The sequence below is a fragment of the Massilia frigida genome, from assembly GCF_011682175.1.
Taxonomy (GTDB): domain Bacteria; phylum Pseudomonadota; class Gammaproteobacteria; order Burkholderiales; family Burkholderiaceae_D; genus Telluria_A; species Telluria_A frigida.
Genome location: NZ_WHJG01000028.1, coordinates 35,427 through 49,681 on the forward strand (window position 1 = coordinate 35,427; position 14,255 = coordinate 49,681).

12 protein-coding genes are annotated in these 14,255 nt (G+C 63.2%); 2 read left to right on the forward strand and 10 right to left on the reverse strand.

Annotation, left to right across the window (positions count from 1 at the left end):
- Positions 1-13: 13 nt before the first annotated feature.
- The 10 genes from tssK to F2P44_RS23185 form a co-directional block, all read right to left on the reverse strand.
- Positions 14-1,348 carry a type VI secretion system baseplate subunit TssK gene (gene tssK / locus F2P44_RS23140; protein ID WP_167089767.1) on the reverse strand — a complete coding sequence of 445 codons (1,335 nt, stop codon included), beginning with the start codon at positions 1,346-1,348 and terminating at the stop codon, positions 14-16.
- Positions 1,349-1,387: 39 nt separating this feature from the next.
- Complete coding sequence (locus F2P44_RS23145; protein WP_167089769.1) at positions 1,388-2,575, reverse strand: type VI secretion system-associated FHA domain protein; 1,188 nt, start codon at positions 2,573-2,575, stop codon at positions 1,388-1,390.
- 10 nt (positions 2,576-2,585) lie between these two features.
- Positions 2,586-4,577 carry a type VI secretion system Vgr family protein gene (locus F2P44_RS23150; protein WP_167089771.1) on the reverse strand — a complete coding sequence of 664 codons (1,992 nt, stop codon included), beginning with the start codon at positions 4,575-4,577 and terminating at the stop codon, positions 2,586-2,588.
- Positions 4,578-4,610: 33 nt separating this feature from the next.
- Positions 4,611-5,000 carry a DUF4280 domain-containing protein gene (locus F2P44_RS23155; RefSeq protein ID WP_167089773.1) on the reverse strand — a complete coding sequence of 130 codons (390 nt, stop codon included), beginning with the start codon at positions 4,998-5,000 and terminating at the stop codon, positions 4,611-4,613.
- Complete coding sequence (gene tssE, locus F2P44_RS23160) at positions 5,000-5,497, reverse strand: type VI secretion system baseplate subunit TssE (RefSeq protein WP_167089775.1); 498 nt, start codon at positions 5,495-5,497, stop codon at positions 5,000-5,002. Before tssE ends, F2P44_RS23155 begins: the two co-directional genes overlap by 1 nt.
- 76 nt (positions 5,498-5,573) lie before the next feature.
- Positions 5,574-6,080 carry an Hcp family type VI secretion system effector gene (locus F2P44_RS23165; RefSeq protein ID WP_167089777.1) on the reverse strand — a complete coding sequence of 169 codons (507 nt, stop codon included), beginning with the start codon at positions 6,078-6,080 and terminating at the stop codon, positions 5,574-5,576.
- 87 nt (positions 6,081-6,167) lie between these two features.
- Entirely contained in the window at positions 6,168-7,670 is a 1,503-nt protein-coding gene (tssC, locus tag F2P44_RS23170; RefSeq protein WP_167089779.1) for a type VI secretion system contractile sheath large subunit, read from the reverse strand.
- A 21-nt stretch (positions 7,671-7,691) separates the two neighbouring features.
- On the reverse strand, positions 7,692-8,192 hold the full coding sequence (tssB, locus tag F2P44_RS23175) for a type VI secretion system contractile sheath small subunit (RefSeq protein WP_167089781.1): 501 nt from the start codon (positions 8,190-8,192) through the stop codon (positions 7,692-7,694).
- Positions 8,193-8,229: 37 nt separating this feature from the next.
- Complete coding sequence (tssA, locus tag F2P44_RS23180) at positions 8,230-9,279, reverse strand: type VI secretion system protein TssA (protein ID WP_167089783.1); 1,050 nt, start codon at positions 9,277-9,279, stop codon at positions 8,230-8,232.
- A 421-nt stretch (positions 9,280-9,700) separates the two neighbouring features.
- On the reverse strand, positions 9,701-10,969 hold the full coding sequence (locus F2P44_RS23185) for a hypothetical protein (protein ID WP_167089785.1): 1,269 nt from the start codon (positions 10,967-10,969) through the stop codon (positions 9,701-9,703).
- Between the two features lie 420 nt (positions 10,970-11,389).
- On the opposite strand from F2P44_RS23185, the gene tssF reads away from it, so the two are divergent.
- Both tssF and tssG read left to right on the forward strand, forming a co-directional pair.
- Complete coding sequence (gene tssF, locus F2P44_RS23190) at positions 11,390-13,252, forward strand: type VI secretion system baseplate subunit TssF (RefSeq protein WP_167089787.1); 1,863 nt, start codon at positions 11,390-11,392, stop codon at positions 13,250-13,252.
- Positions 13,237-14,247: a type VI secretion system baseplate subunit TssG gene (gene tssG / locus F2P44_RS23195; RefSeq protein WP_167089789.1), complete on the forward strand. Its 1,011-nt coding sequence runs from the start codon at positions 13,237-13,239 to the stop codon at positions 14,245-14,247. The genes tssF and tssG overlap by 16 nt, the downstream gene beginning before the upstream one ends.
- The last annotated feature ends 8 nt before the right edge of the window (positions 14,248-14,255 follow it).

Genomic DNA, 14,255 nt, shown 5'->3' on the forward strand with positions numbered 1-14,255 from the left:
CGGTATGCCTTTCTCAGGAGCGGATCGCCCAGAACGCCATCTGCAAGCCGGGAAAGTCGCCCGCCACATGCATGGCGAAGCCGGCCGAGCTGCTCAACTGCTGCCAGGAGTCGCTGCCGTGCTCCAGTTCGAAGTAGGTAAAACCGGCGTGGAAGGGCAACTGGCGCGGCGCTACCGCCAGCGGGCGCAGGCCGATGCCGGGCAATTGCAGGTTGACCAGGTCGCGGATGCCTTCCACCGAGCCGATCTTGATCTGGCGCGGCAGCATCAGCCGCAGCGTCTCGGCCGGCATCTGGGCGTTGACCGCCAGCACGAAGGTGGCCGACTTGACCAGCTCCGGGTCGCGCAGCAAGGCCACGCGGATGCCGTACTGGCGCTCGTCGAGCGCCAGCGCCACCGCCTGCGTCTCCAGCACCAGCGACAGCGCCTGGCGCAGGTCTTCGATCAGCGGCGCGAAACTGGCGTGCAGATCGTCGTGGCGGTAGGCCGGGTAGCGTGCCGCGCGCCGCTCCCCTGCCCCGAAACTGCGCAATTCGCCCGCCAGTTGCAGCGCGGCGCGGTAAAATGCTTCCGGGTGCAGCAGCGGCGTCGCCGCCAGGTGGGCGAACAGCGGATCGGCGCGGTTGATCACTTGCAGCATCAGGAAGTCGGCAATCTCGGCCGCGCCCGCCGCGCCCGGCTGGCCCAAGCGCTGGGCCAGCGCATCGCCGCGCTGGCGCAGCAAGCCGAGCAGCTCGTCGGCAAAGCCGCGCAAATAAGGCGCCACGCGCAGATCGAGCGACGGCGGCTGGTAATCGGGATCGAGCACCAGCTGCTTGTCGGGGCGGCGCTCGATCACGCGCGCCACGCCGAGGCAGGCATGGGCGCTGGCTGCGTCCGATGCCAGCATCAGGCGCAGCCGCAGCTTGCCGACCTGGACCAGCGCGCTGCTGTCCAGGCCGGTGCTATCGCGCACTTCCTGCCCGGCCGTGGCATGGCGCGCGTAATTGTCGGCGCCGGCGCCGTCCATGGTGACTTCGTCGACGCCTGGGCGGCGCAGGGGCACGGCCAGCACCACCAGCAGGTCGCGCGCATCCTCGGGGATGTCTAGCGGCAGCGGCAGGTCTTCGTCACAGGGCAAGCTGAACACGGTTCCATCCGGCATGACAGCGGCGCAGGAGCTCAGCGCGATGCGGCCGGATGCGAGCTGGGTGACGTCGATGGCCAGCCGCGAGAAGCCATGGCCATACGGGCCCAGGGCGCGCACGCGGGCGTCGAGCTGGTGTTGCAGATAGCGGTCGTGCTGTTGCAGATGCTGCGGTTGCAGCAGCATGCCCTCGGACCAGACGACTTTACGGTTGCATGACATGGTTCAGGTTCCAGGGTAGTCGTGTGGAAGGGGCGCCGTTCAGCGGTCGCCCTGCATTTTGCGCAGCCGCGCATCGTAGGCGGCGGCGAACGGCGCGCCGAACAGCTGCTCGAAGTCGTGCCGCGCCGCCAGCGCCAGGTTGTCGTGGGCGTGCACGGCGTGCGTCCACAGGCGCGCCTCGCACTGCGACGGCAGCAGCCGGGCGAGCGCGCCGGATGGCCCGGCGTCGGCGGCGATGCGCACCGGGTCGAGACGGGCGATCACGCCCGCCAGGGCGGCGCGCAGGCCGGCCTCGATCGCCGCCTCGTGGCAGCGCACGCCGTCGAAGGCGCTGGCGATGGCCTTGTCGGCGCCCATGGCGCCAATGTCGGGCGCGAACAGCAGGTGCGCCAGCGCGCTCTCGGCATCGGGACAGGCCAGCAAGGGATTGCGCGTGTCTTGCGGCGGCGATTGCACCTCGTAGCGCGCGTCGCGGCGGCTGGCGGCGCGCGCCTTGAGCACGGCCATCGCACCGGCGGTGGCCTGGCGCAGCATCACGCCGGCCAGGTGGGCCAGTTCGGCCGGCGCCGCCGCCGTTGCGGTGTCGGACAGGCCCATGCCGGTCAACAGGGCATGGAGTACGGCCTGCGCGCCGCCATCGGCGGGAGGCGTCACATCGGCCAGCGGATCGTAGTCGTCGGGGATCAGCATGCGCGGCGCGCTGCACAAGCGCACCTGGTCCATCGGGATCGCATGCGCGGCGACGTGGTCGAATTCGGCGGCGCCGCTGTCGGGGGTGCGCCAGCCGTCGGTCAGCAGGCCAAGCGGGTCGTCGCCATCGGCCACTGAGGACGCGCCGATCAGGTCCAGGATATTGGTGCTGGCGGCCGCCTGCTCGGCGCCGTCCAGCATGGGCATGGCGAAGTTGGCTGGCGGCGCCAGTTCGACAGCGAGCACGTAGTCGCCGATGGCCAACTGGTCGCCATCATTGAGCGGCGCGGATTCGCCGCTGGCGAGCGGGCGGCCGTTGATGGCGCTCGGGTTGCGGCCCACGTCGGTCAGGCTGTAGCGGCCGGACTCGACAACGATGCGGGCGTGCTCGCGCGAGATGGTCTGGCCGGGGTCGGGCAGCGCCACAGCGCAGCCGGGCGCGCGGCCCACGCTGGCGCCGGCGTGGCCGATGCAAAACGTGGCCGGCGGCACGGGAGGCTGGCCGTGGTGGCTGAGAATGCGCAAGGTCAGTGGCATCTTGGGCGCCTCAATTGATCTTGACCAAAGCGCCTTCGATCGACATGATCGCGCCCGATTTGATGCTGGCCATGGCGCCCGACTTGACGGTCAGGTTGGCGTCGGCCTGCACCAGCACTTCCGGCGCCTTGATCGTGATCTTGCCCGGTTCGATCTTGATGCTGCTGGCGCCGACCTTCAGTTCGATCGAGGAATTGGCTTCGAGGACGATGCTTTTACCCGCCGACACGGTCTGGTCGCCGCCGATGTCGACCGCCTGCTTGCCGCCGACGTCGAGCTTCTGGTCGGCCTTGATGTTCACGCACTGGTCCTTGCCGATCTCCAGCCGCTGGTCGTTGCCGACCTTGCACTGCTGGTCGTGGCCGATCTCCAGTTGCTGGTCGTTGTGGATCGAAATCGACTGGTCGCCCTTGTCCTTCTTATCAAAGCCGACCTTGAGCGTGTCGTTGTTCTTGACCACGCGCAGATAGTCTTTTTCGGCCTGCACGAAAATCTCCTCGGCGTCCTTTTTGTCGTCCAGCCGGATCTCGTTGAAGCCGCTGCCATCGATGCTGTGCGACTTGATGGTCGAGCGGCTTTGCTGCTGCGGCAGGGTGTACGGCGGCATGGCGTCGCTGTTGTAGACGCAGCCGGTGACCAGCGGGCGGTCCGGATCGCCCTCGAGAAAGTCGACCACGACCTCCATGCCCACGCGCGGAATGAACATCGCGCCCCAGCCCTTGCCGGCCCACGCCTGCGATACGCGCACCCAGCATGAACTCTTGTCGTCGTCCTGGCCGTCGCGGTCCCAGTGGAACTGAACCTTGATGCGGCCGTATTTGTCGGTCCAGATTTCCTCGCCCGGCTTGCCGACCACGATGGCGGTCTGCGGCCCTTGCACGCGCGGCCTGGCGATGTGCGGCAGCGGGCGGTAGCCCTGATCGGCGCCGATGGCACTGAAGCGGCACAGCGCGCGCAGCGGACGCGAGATGGCGGAGGAAGCGTAGTCGTCGCCTTCGATGGTGAAGTCGGTCGCGGTGACGAGGTAGGCGCGGTTCTGGTCCGCGCGCGGATGGCCGCTCAAACCGAACAAGCCACCCGGGTACAGGCCCCGTGCATTGGTCGCCGCGCTCACTTGCTCGCCCTGCCCGTGCACGCTTTCCATGCGCCCCAGCGCCAGTGCTTCGCCTTCCTGGGCGGTGGCGTGGGTGCCGGGATAGTCGAACAATTCGTACAGGGGCTGGGTGGAGGCGGCCGCGCGCGCCCGCACCAGCAGGCTGCCGCTGGCGCTGGCGGCGGCCTTTTCGAAGTCGTAGTCGTTGAGCACATAGGCGCCGGAAGCGATTTCGCCCGCCGCCGACCAGGTCTGCACGCTTTCGCGGTCGGCGGCGTTGGCGCCGCTCTCGCCGCAAAAGGCCAGCGCGCCATAGCCGGCGATGGTGCTATGCGCGGCATAGGAGTCGGCCAGTACCATCGTGTGATGGCCGCTAGCGTGGGTGAAGTAGAAGTAGATGCCGGCGTGTTCGAGCAGGCGGCAGACGAAATCGAAGTCGGTTTCGCGGTATTGCACGCAGAACGGCAGCTTGGCGTACTCGCCGCTCAAGCCCTTGGACGACAGGTCGGCCAGGCCGCCATAGACGGCCGCGCCGCAGACTTCCTTGACGATCTCGATGACGCTGCGGTTCTGGAAAATGCGGCAGTTCGAGGAGCGCTTGAGAAGCCACAGCCAGGGGTGGACGGTGGCTTCGTAGACGGCGAACTTGTCGTTCCAGCCGCTCATGCCGAAGCGCGTGACGATGCCGTTCCAGTGGCGCGTCTTGCCACCCGCAAGTTTGAGGCGCACGGTGAGCGACTTGCCCAGGACTTCATCGATCCTGATGGCGTGATTGGTGCTGAACAGCTGCAAGCGGTATTCCGGCAGACGGCCCAGCCGCTCGGTTCCATTCATGCGATGGAACAGCAGCGTGTCGGCACCCAGCGGGGTGCTGACGGAAACGTCTCGGTTCTCTTGCGTGTCGAGCATGGGGTCCTTTGCGAAGTCGGTGCGCTCGCGCGTCTAGGGAATCATCGTCTTGATGGTCCCGGCGGTGGTGAAGGCGATCGCCCCGCCCCAGTTGCACAGGCACTTCGACAAGTTGTCGAGCGCCGGCATATTGCCCAGCAAGACCGTCGGTGCGCCCGTGACCCAGGGCGCGCTGGTGACGGGGATGCAGGGCATGGGCGTGAGTGCGCCCAGCGCGGCGGCGGTGGCGGCGGCCACCATCGGGTTGGCCATCGAATTGCACATGCCGAAAGGCGGAATGTTCACGATCGGGATGTGGTCCATGATGTTGGCCGCCGGCGGACCTTCGGCCAGCACCTTGTTCTTGGGGAGTACCACGAGGGTCGACGGCGCGACGCCGAAGGTGCAGGTCATCATCGCGCCCATGGAAACCTGGCTTGCCATCAGCTTCTTTCGATCAAATGGACGGTGCCGCGTTCGAGATCGAGCTCCGTCTTGAGGAACAGGTGTTCGGGAAAAGGCTGGCCCCACAGTTCGGCGCAGATGTCGAACAGGATGGTGTTGCTGGCGTTGGCGGCGGAAGCGACCGCGCTGACCGACACCGAATTGCGCAGCAGGCGCGGCTCGAAATCCCAGATCGCCTGGCGGATGCCTTGTTCAAGACCGGCCAGATCGAGGCCGTCGACGCTGACGCCGGAAATATCGGGAATGCCGTAATTGAGGACGCTGTCGTGCACATGGCGCGGCACGCCGCTTTGGGCGCGCGGGAACAGGCGGCTGGCGTTGAGCAGCCAGGTCAGGTCGCGCAGCACGGCGCGGCGCAGGCCGGCCATGCACAGTACGCGCTGCTCGCGCGGCTCGGATGCCTGGTCCGGCGCGAGGTCGGTCAGGCGGTCGAGCAGCGAGGGCTGCAAGCGCTCGCGGGGTGCCAGTTCAGGCATGGTTCGGTGCTCCCAACAGGTCAGATGCCACTTCAGCCGCACTCCCGGGACCGGGTGGCCCGGGAGTGCGCTCTCCTTATGCTGCCGCTTTTCCGTTCGCGTCGTTGCCGGCGATATTCCAGGTCAATTCGCCTTTATTTTTAGTATCGCCTTTCTGATCCTGGACGAAGTACTCGACCTTGACTTCGCCAAAGTGCAAGGATACGTTTTCGGTCAGGCGGTCTTCGCCGCCGCTGCCGCCGGTCGAAATCGACGTGACCAGTACCCTGGACATGGTGATTTTCAGATAAGGCTTCTGGCCCTCGCCGGCCTTGCGCACCAGCAGCGTGCACACGGGGATGTGCGAGCCCTTGGTCAGCGCGATCATCAGTCCCGTCGATGCGGTATCGAGGTACTTGGTGAACGACAGGTCCTGCGCCGACGCCTTGCCGGAGCCGCCGCCGCCGCCGCCGTGGAAGGAACCGGAATTCTGCAGTCCCCAGCCCCACGCCAGGATGTCGACGTCGCCCAAGGGGCCCTGCACTTTGTCGTGGCACTCCCCCTTGATGTTATCGCCCAGGTTCAGGAACATATCTACAGCCATTTTTCACTCCTTATGATGCCGGCGCTTGCCGGCGTTGTGCTACAAAAGGACCAGGCGCCATGCCCGGTTCACGCTCCCTGCCAAACCTTATGCGCCTGCCGCCGATGGCAGCTTGGAGACCAGCCGCAGCGACACGGTCAAGCCCTCCAGCTGATAGTGCGGGCGCAGGAAAAACTTGGATGTGTAGTAGCCCGGATTGCCTTCGACTTCTTCCAGGATCACCTCGGCGTCCGACAGCGGTTTCTGCGACTTGGTGCGCTCGCTGGAATTGGCCGGGTCGCCATCGACATAGCGGTTGATCCAGTTGCTCAGCCAGCGCTCCATCTCGTCGCGGCCCTTGAAGGAACCGATCTTGTCGCGCACGATGCACTTGAGGTAGTGCGCGAAGCGGCAGGTGGCGAACAGGTATGGCAGGCGCGCCGCCAGGTTGGCGTTGGCGGTCGCATTCGGATCGTCGTATTCGGCCGGCTTGTGCAGCGACTGGGCGCCGATGAAGGCGGCGAAGTCGGTGTTTTTCTTGTACACCAGCGGCATGAAGCCATTGGCCGCCAGTTCGGCCTCGCGCCGGTCGGAAATGGCGATCTCGGTCGGGCACTGCATGGCCACGCCGCCGTCGTCGGTCGGGAAGGTATGCACCGGCAAGCCCTCGACCGCGCCGCCCGATTCGATGCCGCGAATGCGCGAGCACCAGCCGTATTCCTTGAAGCTGCGATTGATATTGACCGCCATCGCATAGGCCGCGTTGGCCCAGGTGTAGTTCTTGCTGCCCGGGGCGCTGGTGTCTTCCTCGAAATCGAATTCCTCGACCGGGTCGGATTTGGCGCCGTACGGCTGGCGCGCCAGGAAGCGCGGCATCGCCAGGCCGACGTAGCGGGCATCCTCGGTTTCGCGGAACAGGCGCCAGGCGGCATGCTCCGGCGTCTGGAAAATCTTGGTGAGGTCGCGCGGATTGGCCAGCTCCTGCCACGATTCCATCAGCATCACCGATGGTGCGGCGGCGGCCAGGAACGGCGCGTGGGAGGCTGCGGCCACCTTGGCCATGGCGGCCAGCAGTTCGACGTCGGGCGGGCTGTTGTCGAAGTAGTAGTCGGCCACGATGGTGGCGAACGGCTCGCCGCCGAACTGGCCGTACTCTTCTTCGTACATTTTCTTGAAGATCGGACTCTGGTCCCAGGCCACGCCCTTGTACTTCTTGAGCGTTTTGCTCAAGTCATTTTTCGACACGTTCATCACCCGGATCTTCAGGCTTTCATCGGTCTCGCTGTTGTTGACGAGGTGGTGCAGGCCGCGCCAGGCGCCTTCCAGTGCCTGGAACTGCGGCGCGTGCAGCACCGCGTTGATCTGGTCGCTCAATTTCTTGTCGAGGGCCGCGATCAGGCTTTCGATGGTGCCCAGCACATCGTCCGATACCAGGGCGGTGCCGGCCAGGGCTTGCGCGGCCAGGGTGCGCACCGCATTGTCGACCGCTTCTTTCGCCCGGTCGGACTGGGGCTTGAATTCCTTTTGCAGCAGGGCGCCAAAGTCGCTCATGTCGAGCGTTGCGCCGCCCTGCTGCGCTGGTGCGCTTGTTTCTACGTCTGTCTCTGCCATGGTCGTCGCTCCGTTGTCTGTTTATTCTTGCGGCTTGGGCGCCGCGCTCAATGCCTGCATCAGCGCCGGCTCTTGCAGCAGCCGGGCGATCAATTCCTCGGCGCCGGTCTTGCCGTCCATGTAAGTCAACAGGTTCGACAACTGGGCGCGCGCTTCCAGCAACGCCTTGAGCGGTTCGACATTGCGGGCGATGGCCGCCGGCGAGAAATCGTCGAGCGAGGAAAACGTCATGTCGATCGCCATGCTCCCTTCGCCGGTCAGGGTGTTGGGCACCTGCAGCACTACGCGCGGCTTCATGGATTTGAGGCGCTCGTCGAAATTGTCGATATCGACTTCAAGGAACTGGCGCTCGGCCACCGGTGCGAGCGGCTCGGCGGGCTGGCCCGACAGGTCCGACATCACGCCCATGACGAAGGGCAGGCGCACCGTCTTTTCGCTGCCGTACACCTCCACGTCGTATTCGATCTGCACACGCGGCGCGCGATTACGCCCGATGAATTTTTGGCTACTCTGACTACCCACGGTCCACTCCTTGATGATTAGATAAACACTGCAACGTTCAGCGCCCCGCCGCGTCTTCGCACGAACCGCTGACGACCAACAACTGCCTTACGCCATCGGGCGCGAGGTCCTGCATCGCCTCCATGAAATTCATCGGCACCAGCCGCTTGACGCGGTCGAGCAGCAATGGCACCGGACTCGATGGCTCCGACTGCGTGTAGTAGGCGCAGATCCGTTCGAGCATGCGCAGCACGTCGGCGCGGCTGGCGATGGCGCCGTCGGGCGCAGCTCGCGTCACTGCATCGGCTAGCCCGGCCACGGCTTGCGGCAGCAGCGCCGCGCGCCGCGCCAGTTCGGCATCGAGAAAATCGAGGCCGCGTTTGAGGGGCCGGGTCAAGGGGGCCAGATTGAGCGCGTTGACGACGCCCAGCTTGTGCATCAACAGCGCTTCAATCGCCAGCGCCTTGGTGTGCGCCTGGCGCAAGGCGCTGGCTGCCTGCTCCAGCGGTGCCGGCGCCAGTTCGGCGATGGCGCGTTCCAGGGTCGACATGGTGTGCTTGTCGGTGCCCAACCTTGGCGCGAGGTCGCCATTGGCGATTTCCAATTCACGCACCGTCAGCGCGCCAACGCCAGGCAGGGTCAAAAGCAGCATGTCCTTGACGGCGCCGGCGACCGCATCGCCATCGGCCAGCGTGGCCAGGGAATTGACGCGCAGGGTCGGGTCCATGTCGTCGGCCGGATCGAGCTGGGGATGGACATCGTCCCAGTGCTCGGTCAACAGCTTGTCGATCAGCGTGACGCCGTGCGCCAGGCCGCGCAGGCCGTGCAAGGCGAGCGATGCGCGCAGCAGCGGACAGGCGATGCGCAGATCACGGCTACGTTCGAGCAAGGCGGTGGCGAGCGACTCGACCGCCTTCCACTCCGGCTCCACGGCCGCCACGATTGTCTTGCCGTACTGGACCTCTGGCTTACCGCGCATGAGTTCTTCGAGTGCAAGAAAGTCGGCGTCGTATTCCAGGTTCGGCCCGCATGACGTACGTTCGTCATGCGCGCCACCGGTAGCGCCGGCTGGCGTTGGGTGGGTCGCGATGTTGTCGGATTCAGCCATTGAGGGAGATGAAGCACAGTGTTCGGTTAAGTGGTCGGCACACAATGCGTGCCGTCGATGAATCCACGATATCCGCCGCGGCAGCATCCTCCAACGATTATTAGAACGATTAGGAATCATTAGAATAATTCGGAACAATGCTTATTAATATTCGGCCCTGCCGCACGGGACAGTAAGCATCGACCTGCCCAGCGAATCGGTAAAACCGCGAGCACTTGAGCGCACGACACTAAACACGTAGACAGGCCCCATACGCTCGCATTCCGATTGCTAAATTTCGGACGCAACCTTACCCGGCGTCATCTGTATGACGATTCATTTATTTTTTCGCGGTTATCACACTACAGGAAACAAGTCACAATCCGCTGCGCGTTGCCCGCTTTCAGCGTGATGCGTGTGTTCCGCGCTGGAACGCCGTAGATTATGATGAGAACATTGCAGTTACTTTTGCCGTGATCATTGCAAGATCACGTTGCCCGAATTTATCTGATTTCGTCGCTTTCAAAGTTTCAACTTCTGATATCCGCTCCTTCGGAATAGTGGATGTAATTGGCTTAAGAAAACCCTTTTGGGGAGCGGGAATCGGCTCGCTATAGCGGATACTTTCGATGGCTTTTCCCTCGGGAGACGGCAGCCGATGCACGTCCACGAAAGTAATATGTTTTGTATGAAAGTATTCAATTCTTTCCTGGATTAGTTCGTGCGCGTGCACAGTTTCAATAAATACCACCTTTTGCCCAAGCAAACCCAGTGCATCCATCCCACCGCTCTTCATACCCACATGGACGACGTCGCAGTTGTACATTGCTGTCATATAATCAAAAAAACCATTTTGCCTGAGCCGCCCCTTGATTGACGGTAGTGCTTCCCAGAATTTCCCCATATCAAACACCTTACTTATATTTTTTTTGGTATGGGAAGAAAAACCCGTACCGACCAAGAATATAGCTTTCAGATCCGGGATGTCTTTCAAGAGCTTTTCACATAACTGCTGATTTCCGGCCTCTGACGAGTTGTATTGGGGGTTCGCACCACCCTTTAGAGGAACAACTCTGTCCCAAATGCACACAAACTTTGCCTTACCCCTGAAATTGTCATTACTGAATTGTGACGACTTGAAAAAATCTTCCGAGAATTTCCGGCAAGCGTCTGCATACGCTTGAAAAAGTGGATTGCCGTTTCCGCGTGTAAGTTGTTGCCACGCCGGCGTGAAAGTTGATCCGCCTTTCATTTTCTTGACGAACTCCGACGCATGCTCCGTAGCCTCCATTGGGCCATATATTTTCTGCTTATTTTGCCCCATCGATCCAGATGTGGACGCCTCAATTATCTCCCACAGTTTTCTATCCGCCGCTCTCCCTACGTTCTCAAATACCAAAACTGTGACAAATTTCTGCTCTTGATTACAGAATCGCTCCAATGCGAAACTCAAGTCGAGTAGTACACCTTTGTCATGCTCCTTCTCGAACGGAATTATAAAATTTACTTTTGTATTGCTTTTCAATGTGGAGATGATTGCCGCATAAAAATGAGGGAAATCGCCAGTTTGCCAGCCGAAATTGCAGTACGTTCGATCAGCGCTTTCGAGCCGGCTTTTCGCTGCAGGATTCTTGCCACCCCATTCCTTGTATATCATTTCCGGCTGCTTTTTTTCCGTCTTTTTTAAAAAATGTACTTGTAAAAAATCCATATTTTCTCCGAAATTAAGATCCACAGATATTAATTGCACTTCATATCGCAATAAATATATCAATCACCGTTACAAAAATCTTCTTTACGCCGGCGAATTTAAATTGATCAAGACATTCCATTAAACTCAAAAGATCCAACTGAATTACGCTGCTAAAAGTCAATTTTCCACCTTCCTCCCTTATTTGCACGGACGATTATCATCCGCGTCAGCGCCAAATATCAAACACAATTAAAATGATAAGAATAATTAGAATCATTAGAAATAATTAGCATAATTAAGACTCCGTAGTTGAAGGATGGATTTAAAATATTCGGCGAGCTAGTGCGTGAGCGAATGCGCGAGATCGAAACCCAACAACATCCAGGAGCGCTCTGCCATGCTGCAATGCAAAATTTGCTGTACAGACCGCCACCAATCATGAACCCCGCCTTTTTGCGCTACTACAGCCAGGAGCTGCATCACCTGCGCGAGATGAGCGGCGAGTTCGCGCGCGACTATCCCAAGATCGCCGGCCGCCTGGGCCTCGATGCCTTCGAATGCGCCGATCCCTACGTGGAGCGCCTGCTGGAAGGCTTTAGCTTCATGGCCGCGCGCGTGCAGATGAAGATCGACGCCGAATTCCCGCGCTTCACCCAGCACCTGGCCGAACTGGTGTACCCGCAGCTGCTGGCCCCCACGCCGTCGATGGCGGTGGTACAGATGCAGCCCGATTTGTCCCACCCTGCCCTCGCCGCCGGCGTGACGGTGGCGCGCGGCACGCCCATGCGTAGCGTGCTTGGCAAGGGCGACGCCACCGCCTGCGAATACCGCAGCGCCCATGCGCTGACCCTGTGGCCGATCGAACTGGTGGCCGCGAATTTTTTCACGCACAGCGGCATGCCCGAGGTGGCGCTGCCGGCCGGCGTCAAGGCCGGCATCCGCCTGCGCCTGCGCACCACGGGCGGCGTCGCTTTCAAGGACCTGGCGCTCGACACCCTGGCGCTGCATCTGCGCGGCAGCGACGCCATGCCGGCCCGCATTCACGAAGCGATGCTGGCCGGGATCGAGGGCATCCTCGTGCTGCCCGCCAACCGCCCGGCGCGCTGGCACAAACTGCTGCCCAAAAGTGCGTTGCGCCCGCTGGGAATGGAAGAAGACGAGGCGCTGCTGCCGGGCAGCGGCCGCAGTTTCGACGGCTTTCGCCTGCTGCGCGAGTATTTCGCCTTCCCGCAGCGCTATCACTTCGTCGAAATCGGCCAGCTGCAAGGCGCGCTGCGCTCCTGCGACGACACCGAGATCGAAATCATCGTGCTGCTCAACCGGACCGATGCCCACCTTGAGCAAGCGCTCGACGCCAGCCACTTCGCACTCAATTGCACGCCCGCCGCCAACCTGTTCCCACGCCGCGCCGACCGCATCAACGTGGCCGACGACAAGTTCGAATACCACGTGCTGGTCGACCGCACCCGCCCGCTCGACTACGAAGTGCACCACGTCGAGCGCGTCACCGGGTACGGCAGCGGTGCCGGCGCCGAGCAGGCCTTCCTGCCCTTCTACTGCGCCAAGGATGGCGGCGGCGAGGGCCGCGCATACTTCCAGATCCGGCGCGAAAGACGTACGCTGTCGCAGCGCCAACAGCAGTACGGGCCACGTTCCAGTTACATCGGCAGCGAAACGTACATCGCGATTGTCGATGCGGCCGAGGCGCCCTACCGCGCCGATCTGCGCCAGCTCGGACTGACCTTGTGGTGCACCAACCGCGACCTGCCGCTGTCGATGCCGCTGGGACTAGGAAAAACCGACCTGGTGGCCGATACCGATGCGCCGGTGACGGCGGCGCGCGTGGTGGCCGGGCCAAGCCGGCCGTTTCCCTCGTTCGCCGAAGGCAGCACCACCTGGCGCCTGATGAACCACCTGTCGCTGAACTACCTGTCGCTGGTCGACAGCGATCCCGAACATGGCGCCGTCGCCTTGCGCGAACTGCTGTCGCTGTACTGCCAGCCGGGCGACCTGCAAGGCCAGCGCCAGATCGAGGGCCTGCGTTCGGTGAGCACGGCCACCGTCACGCGGCGCCTGTCCGCGCCCGGCCCCATCGCCTTCGGCCGCGGCCTGCAAATCACGGTGACGCTGGACGACGCCGCATTCGAGGGCAGCGGCGCCTTCCTGCTCGGCGCGGTGCTGAACCGCTTTTTTGCCCAGTATGTGTCGATCAATTCGTTCACCGAAACGGTCATTCGCACCGTGGCGCGCGGGGAGATCATGCGCTGGCCCGCCAGCAGCGGCGTATGCGCGATCCTGTAGCGCTCGACGCCCGGTTACAGGCGGGCGTACGCGGGATGGAGTTCTTCCAGATCCTGCGCCTGATCGAAAACGCCCATCCGGACAAGCCACGCATCGGCGCCTCGCTGCGCGCCGGCGACGACGCGGTGCGCTTCGGCCAGGACCCGGTGCTGACATTCCAGGCGAGCGCCGTCGGCGCCTACGTTCCGGCGCGTGCGCGCGTGCTGCCTCGCCTGTCCGTCAATTTCTTTGGCATGTTCGGTCCCGGCGGCGCCCTGCCCCTGCACCTGACCGAGCACGCGCGCGAGCGCGCGCGCAATGCTGGCGATACCACCCTGGCGGCGTTTGCCGACCTGTTTCATCACCGGATGCTCGCCCTGTTCTACCGCGCCCGCGCCTGCGCCGAACCGGTGGTCGGTTTCGACCGGCCGCAGAGCGACCGCTTTGCCGATTATGTCGGCAGCTTGTGCGGCATCGGTTCACCCGCCATGAAGGGGCGCGACAGCATCGACGACGCCGCCAAGCTGCACGCGGCCGGCCTGCTGGCCAATCGCGCGCGTCCGGCGGCCGGCCTGGTGACGCTGTTGCACGACTATTTCGGCCTGCCGGTCCGGATCGAGCAGTTCGTCGGCCACTGGATGCCGCTGCCGGACGACAGCCAGACCCGCATCGGCGCGCCCGAACGCGGCAACCGCCTGGGGCAGTCGACAGTGCTCGGGCGCCAGGTGTGGGATTGCCAGCACAAATTCCGCATCGTATTCGGTCCCCTGTCGCTGCACGATTACCAACGCATGCTCCCGGGCGGCGACAGCATGCGGCGCCTGTCCGACTGGGTCAGGCTGTACGCCGGCACGGTGCCCGACTGGGACGTGCGCCTGATCCTTGCCAGGGACGAGGTGCCGGGCCTGCGCCTGGGTGCGGCCACGCGCCTGGGCTGGACCAGCTATGTCACCAGCGCCACGCCCCTGCACGATCCTGATCAACTGCTTATCAACCCCCAGCCCCGCGCGGGCTGACTCCGACG

What these genes read in the sequence shown, in the direction of transcription:
- tssG (WP_167089789.1), top strand. Translation starts at nt 13,237, where the DNA reads ATGCGCGATCCTGTAGCGCTCGACGCCCGGTTACAGGCGGGCGTACGC.
- F2P44_RS23165 (WP_167089777.1), bottom strand. Translation starts at nt 6,080, where the DNA reads ATGGCTGTAGATATGTTCCTGAACCTGGGCGATAACATCAAGGGGGAG.
- tssF (WP_167089787.1), top strand. Translation starts at nt 11,390, where the DNA reads ATGAACCCCGCCTTTTTGCGCTACTACAGCCAGGAGCTGCATCACCTG.
- tssA (WP_167089783.1), bottom strand. Translation starts at nt 9,279, where the DNA reads ATGGCTGAATCCGACAACATCGCGACCCACCCAACGCCAGCCGGCGCT.
- F2P44_RS23150 (WP_167089771.1), bottom strand. Translation starts at nt 4,577, where the DNA reads ATGCTCGACACGCAAGAGAACCGAGACGTTTCCGTCAGCACCCCGCTG.
- tssE (WP_167089775.1), bottom strand. Translation starts at nt 5,497, where the DNA reads ATGCCTGAACTGGCACCCCGCGAGCGCTTGCAGCCCTCGCTGCTCGAC.
- F2P44_RS23185 (WP_167089785.1), bottom strand. Translation starts at nt 10,969, where the DNA reads ATGGATTTTTTACAAGTACATTTTTTAAAAAAGACGGAAAAAAAGCAG.
- F2P44_RS23145 (WP_167089769.1), bottom strand. Translation starts at nt 2,575, where the DNA reads ATGCCACTGACCTTGCGCATTCTCAGCCACCACGGCCAGCCTCCCGTG.
- tssC (WP_167089779.1), bottom strand. Translation starts at nt 7,670, where the DNA reads ATGGCAGAGACAGACGTAGAAACAAGCGCACCAGCGCAGCAGGGCGGC.
- F2P44_RS23155 (WP_167089773.1), bottom strand. Translation starts at nt 5,000, where the DNA reads ATGGCAAGCCAGGTTTCCATGGGCGCGATGATGACCTGCACCTTCGGC.
- tssK (WP_167089767.1), bottom strand. Translation starts at nt 1,348, where the DNA reads ATGTCATGCAACCGTAAAGTCGTCTGGTCCGAGGGCATGCTGCTGCAA.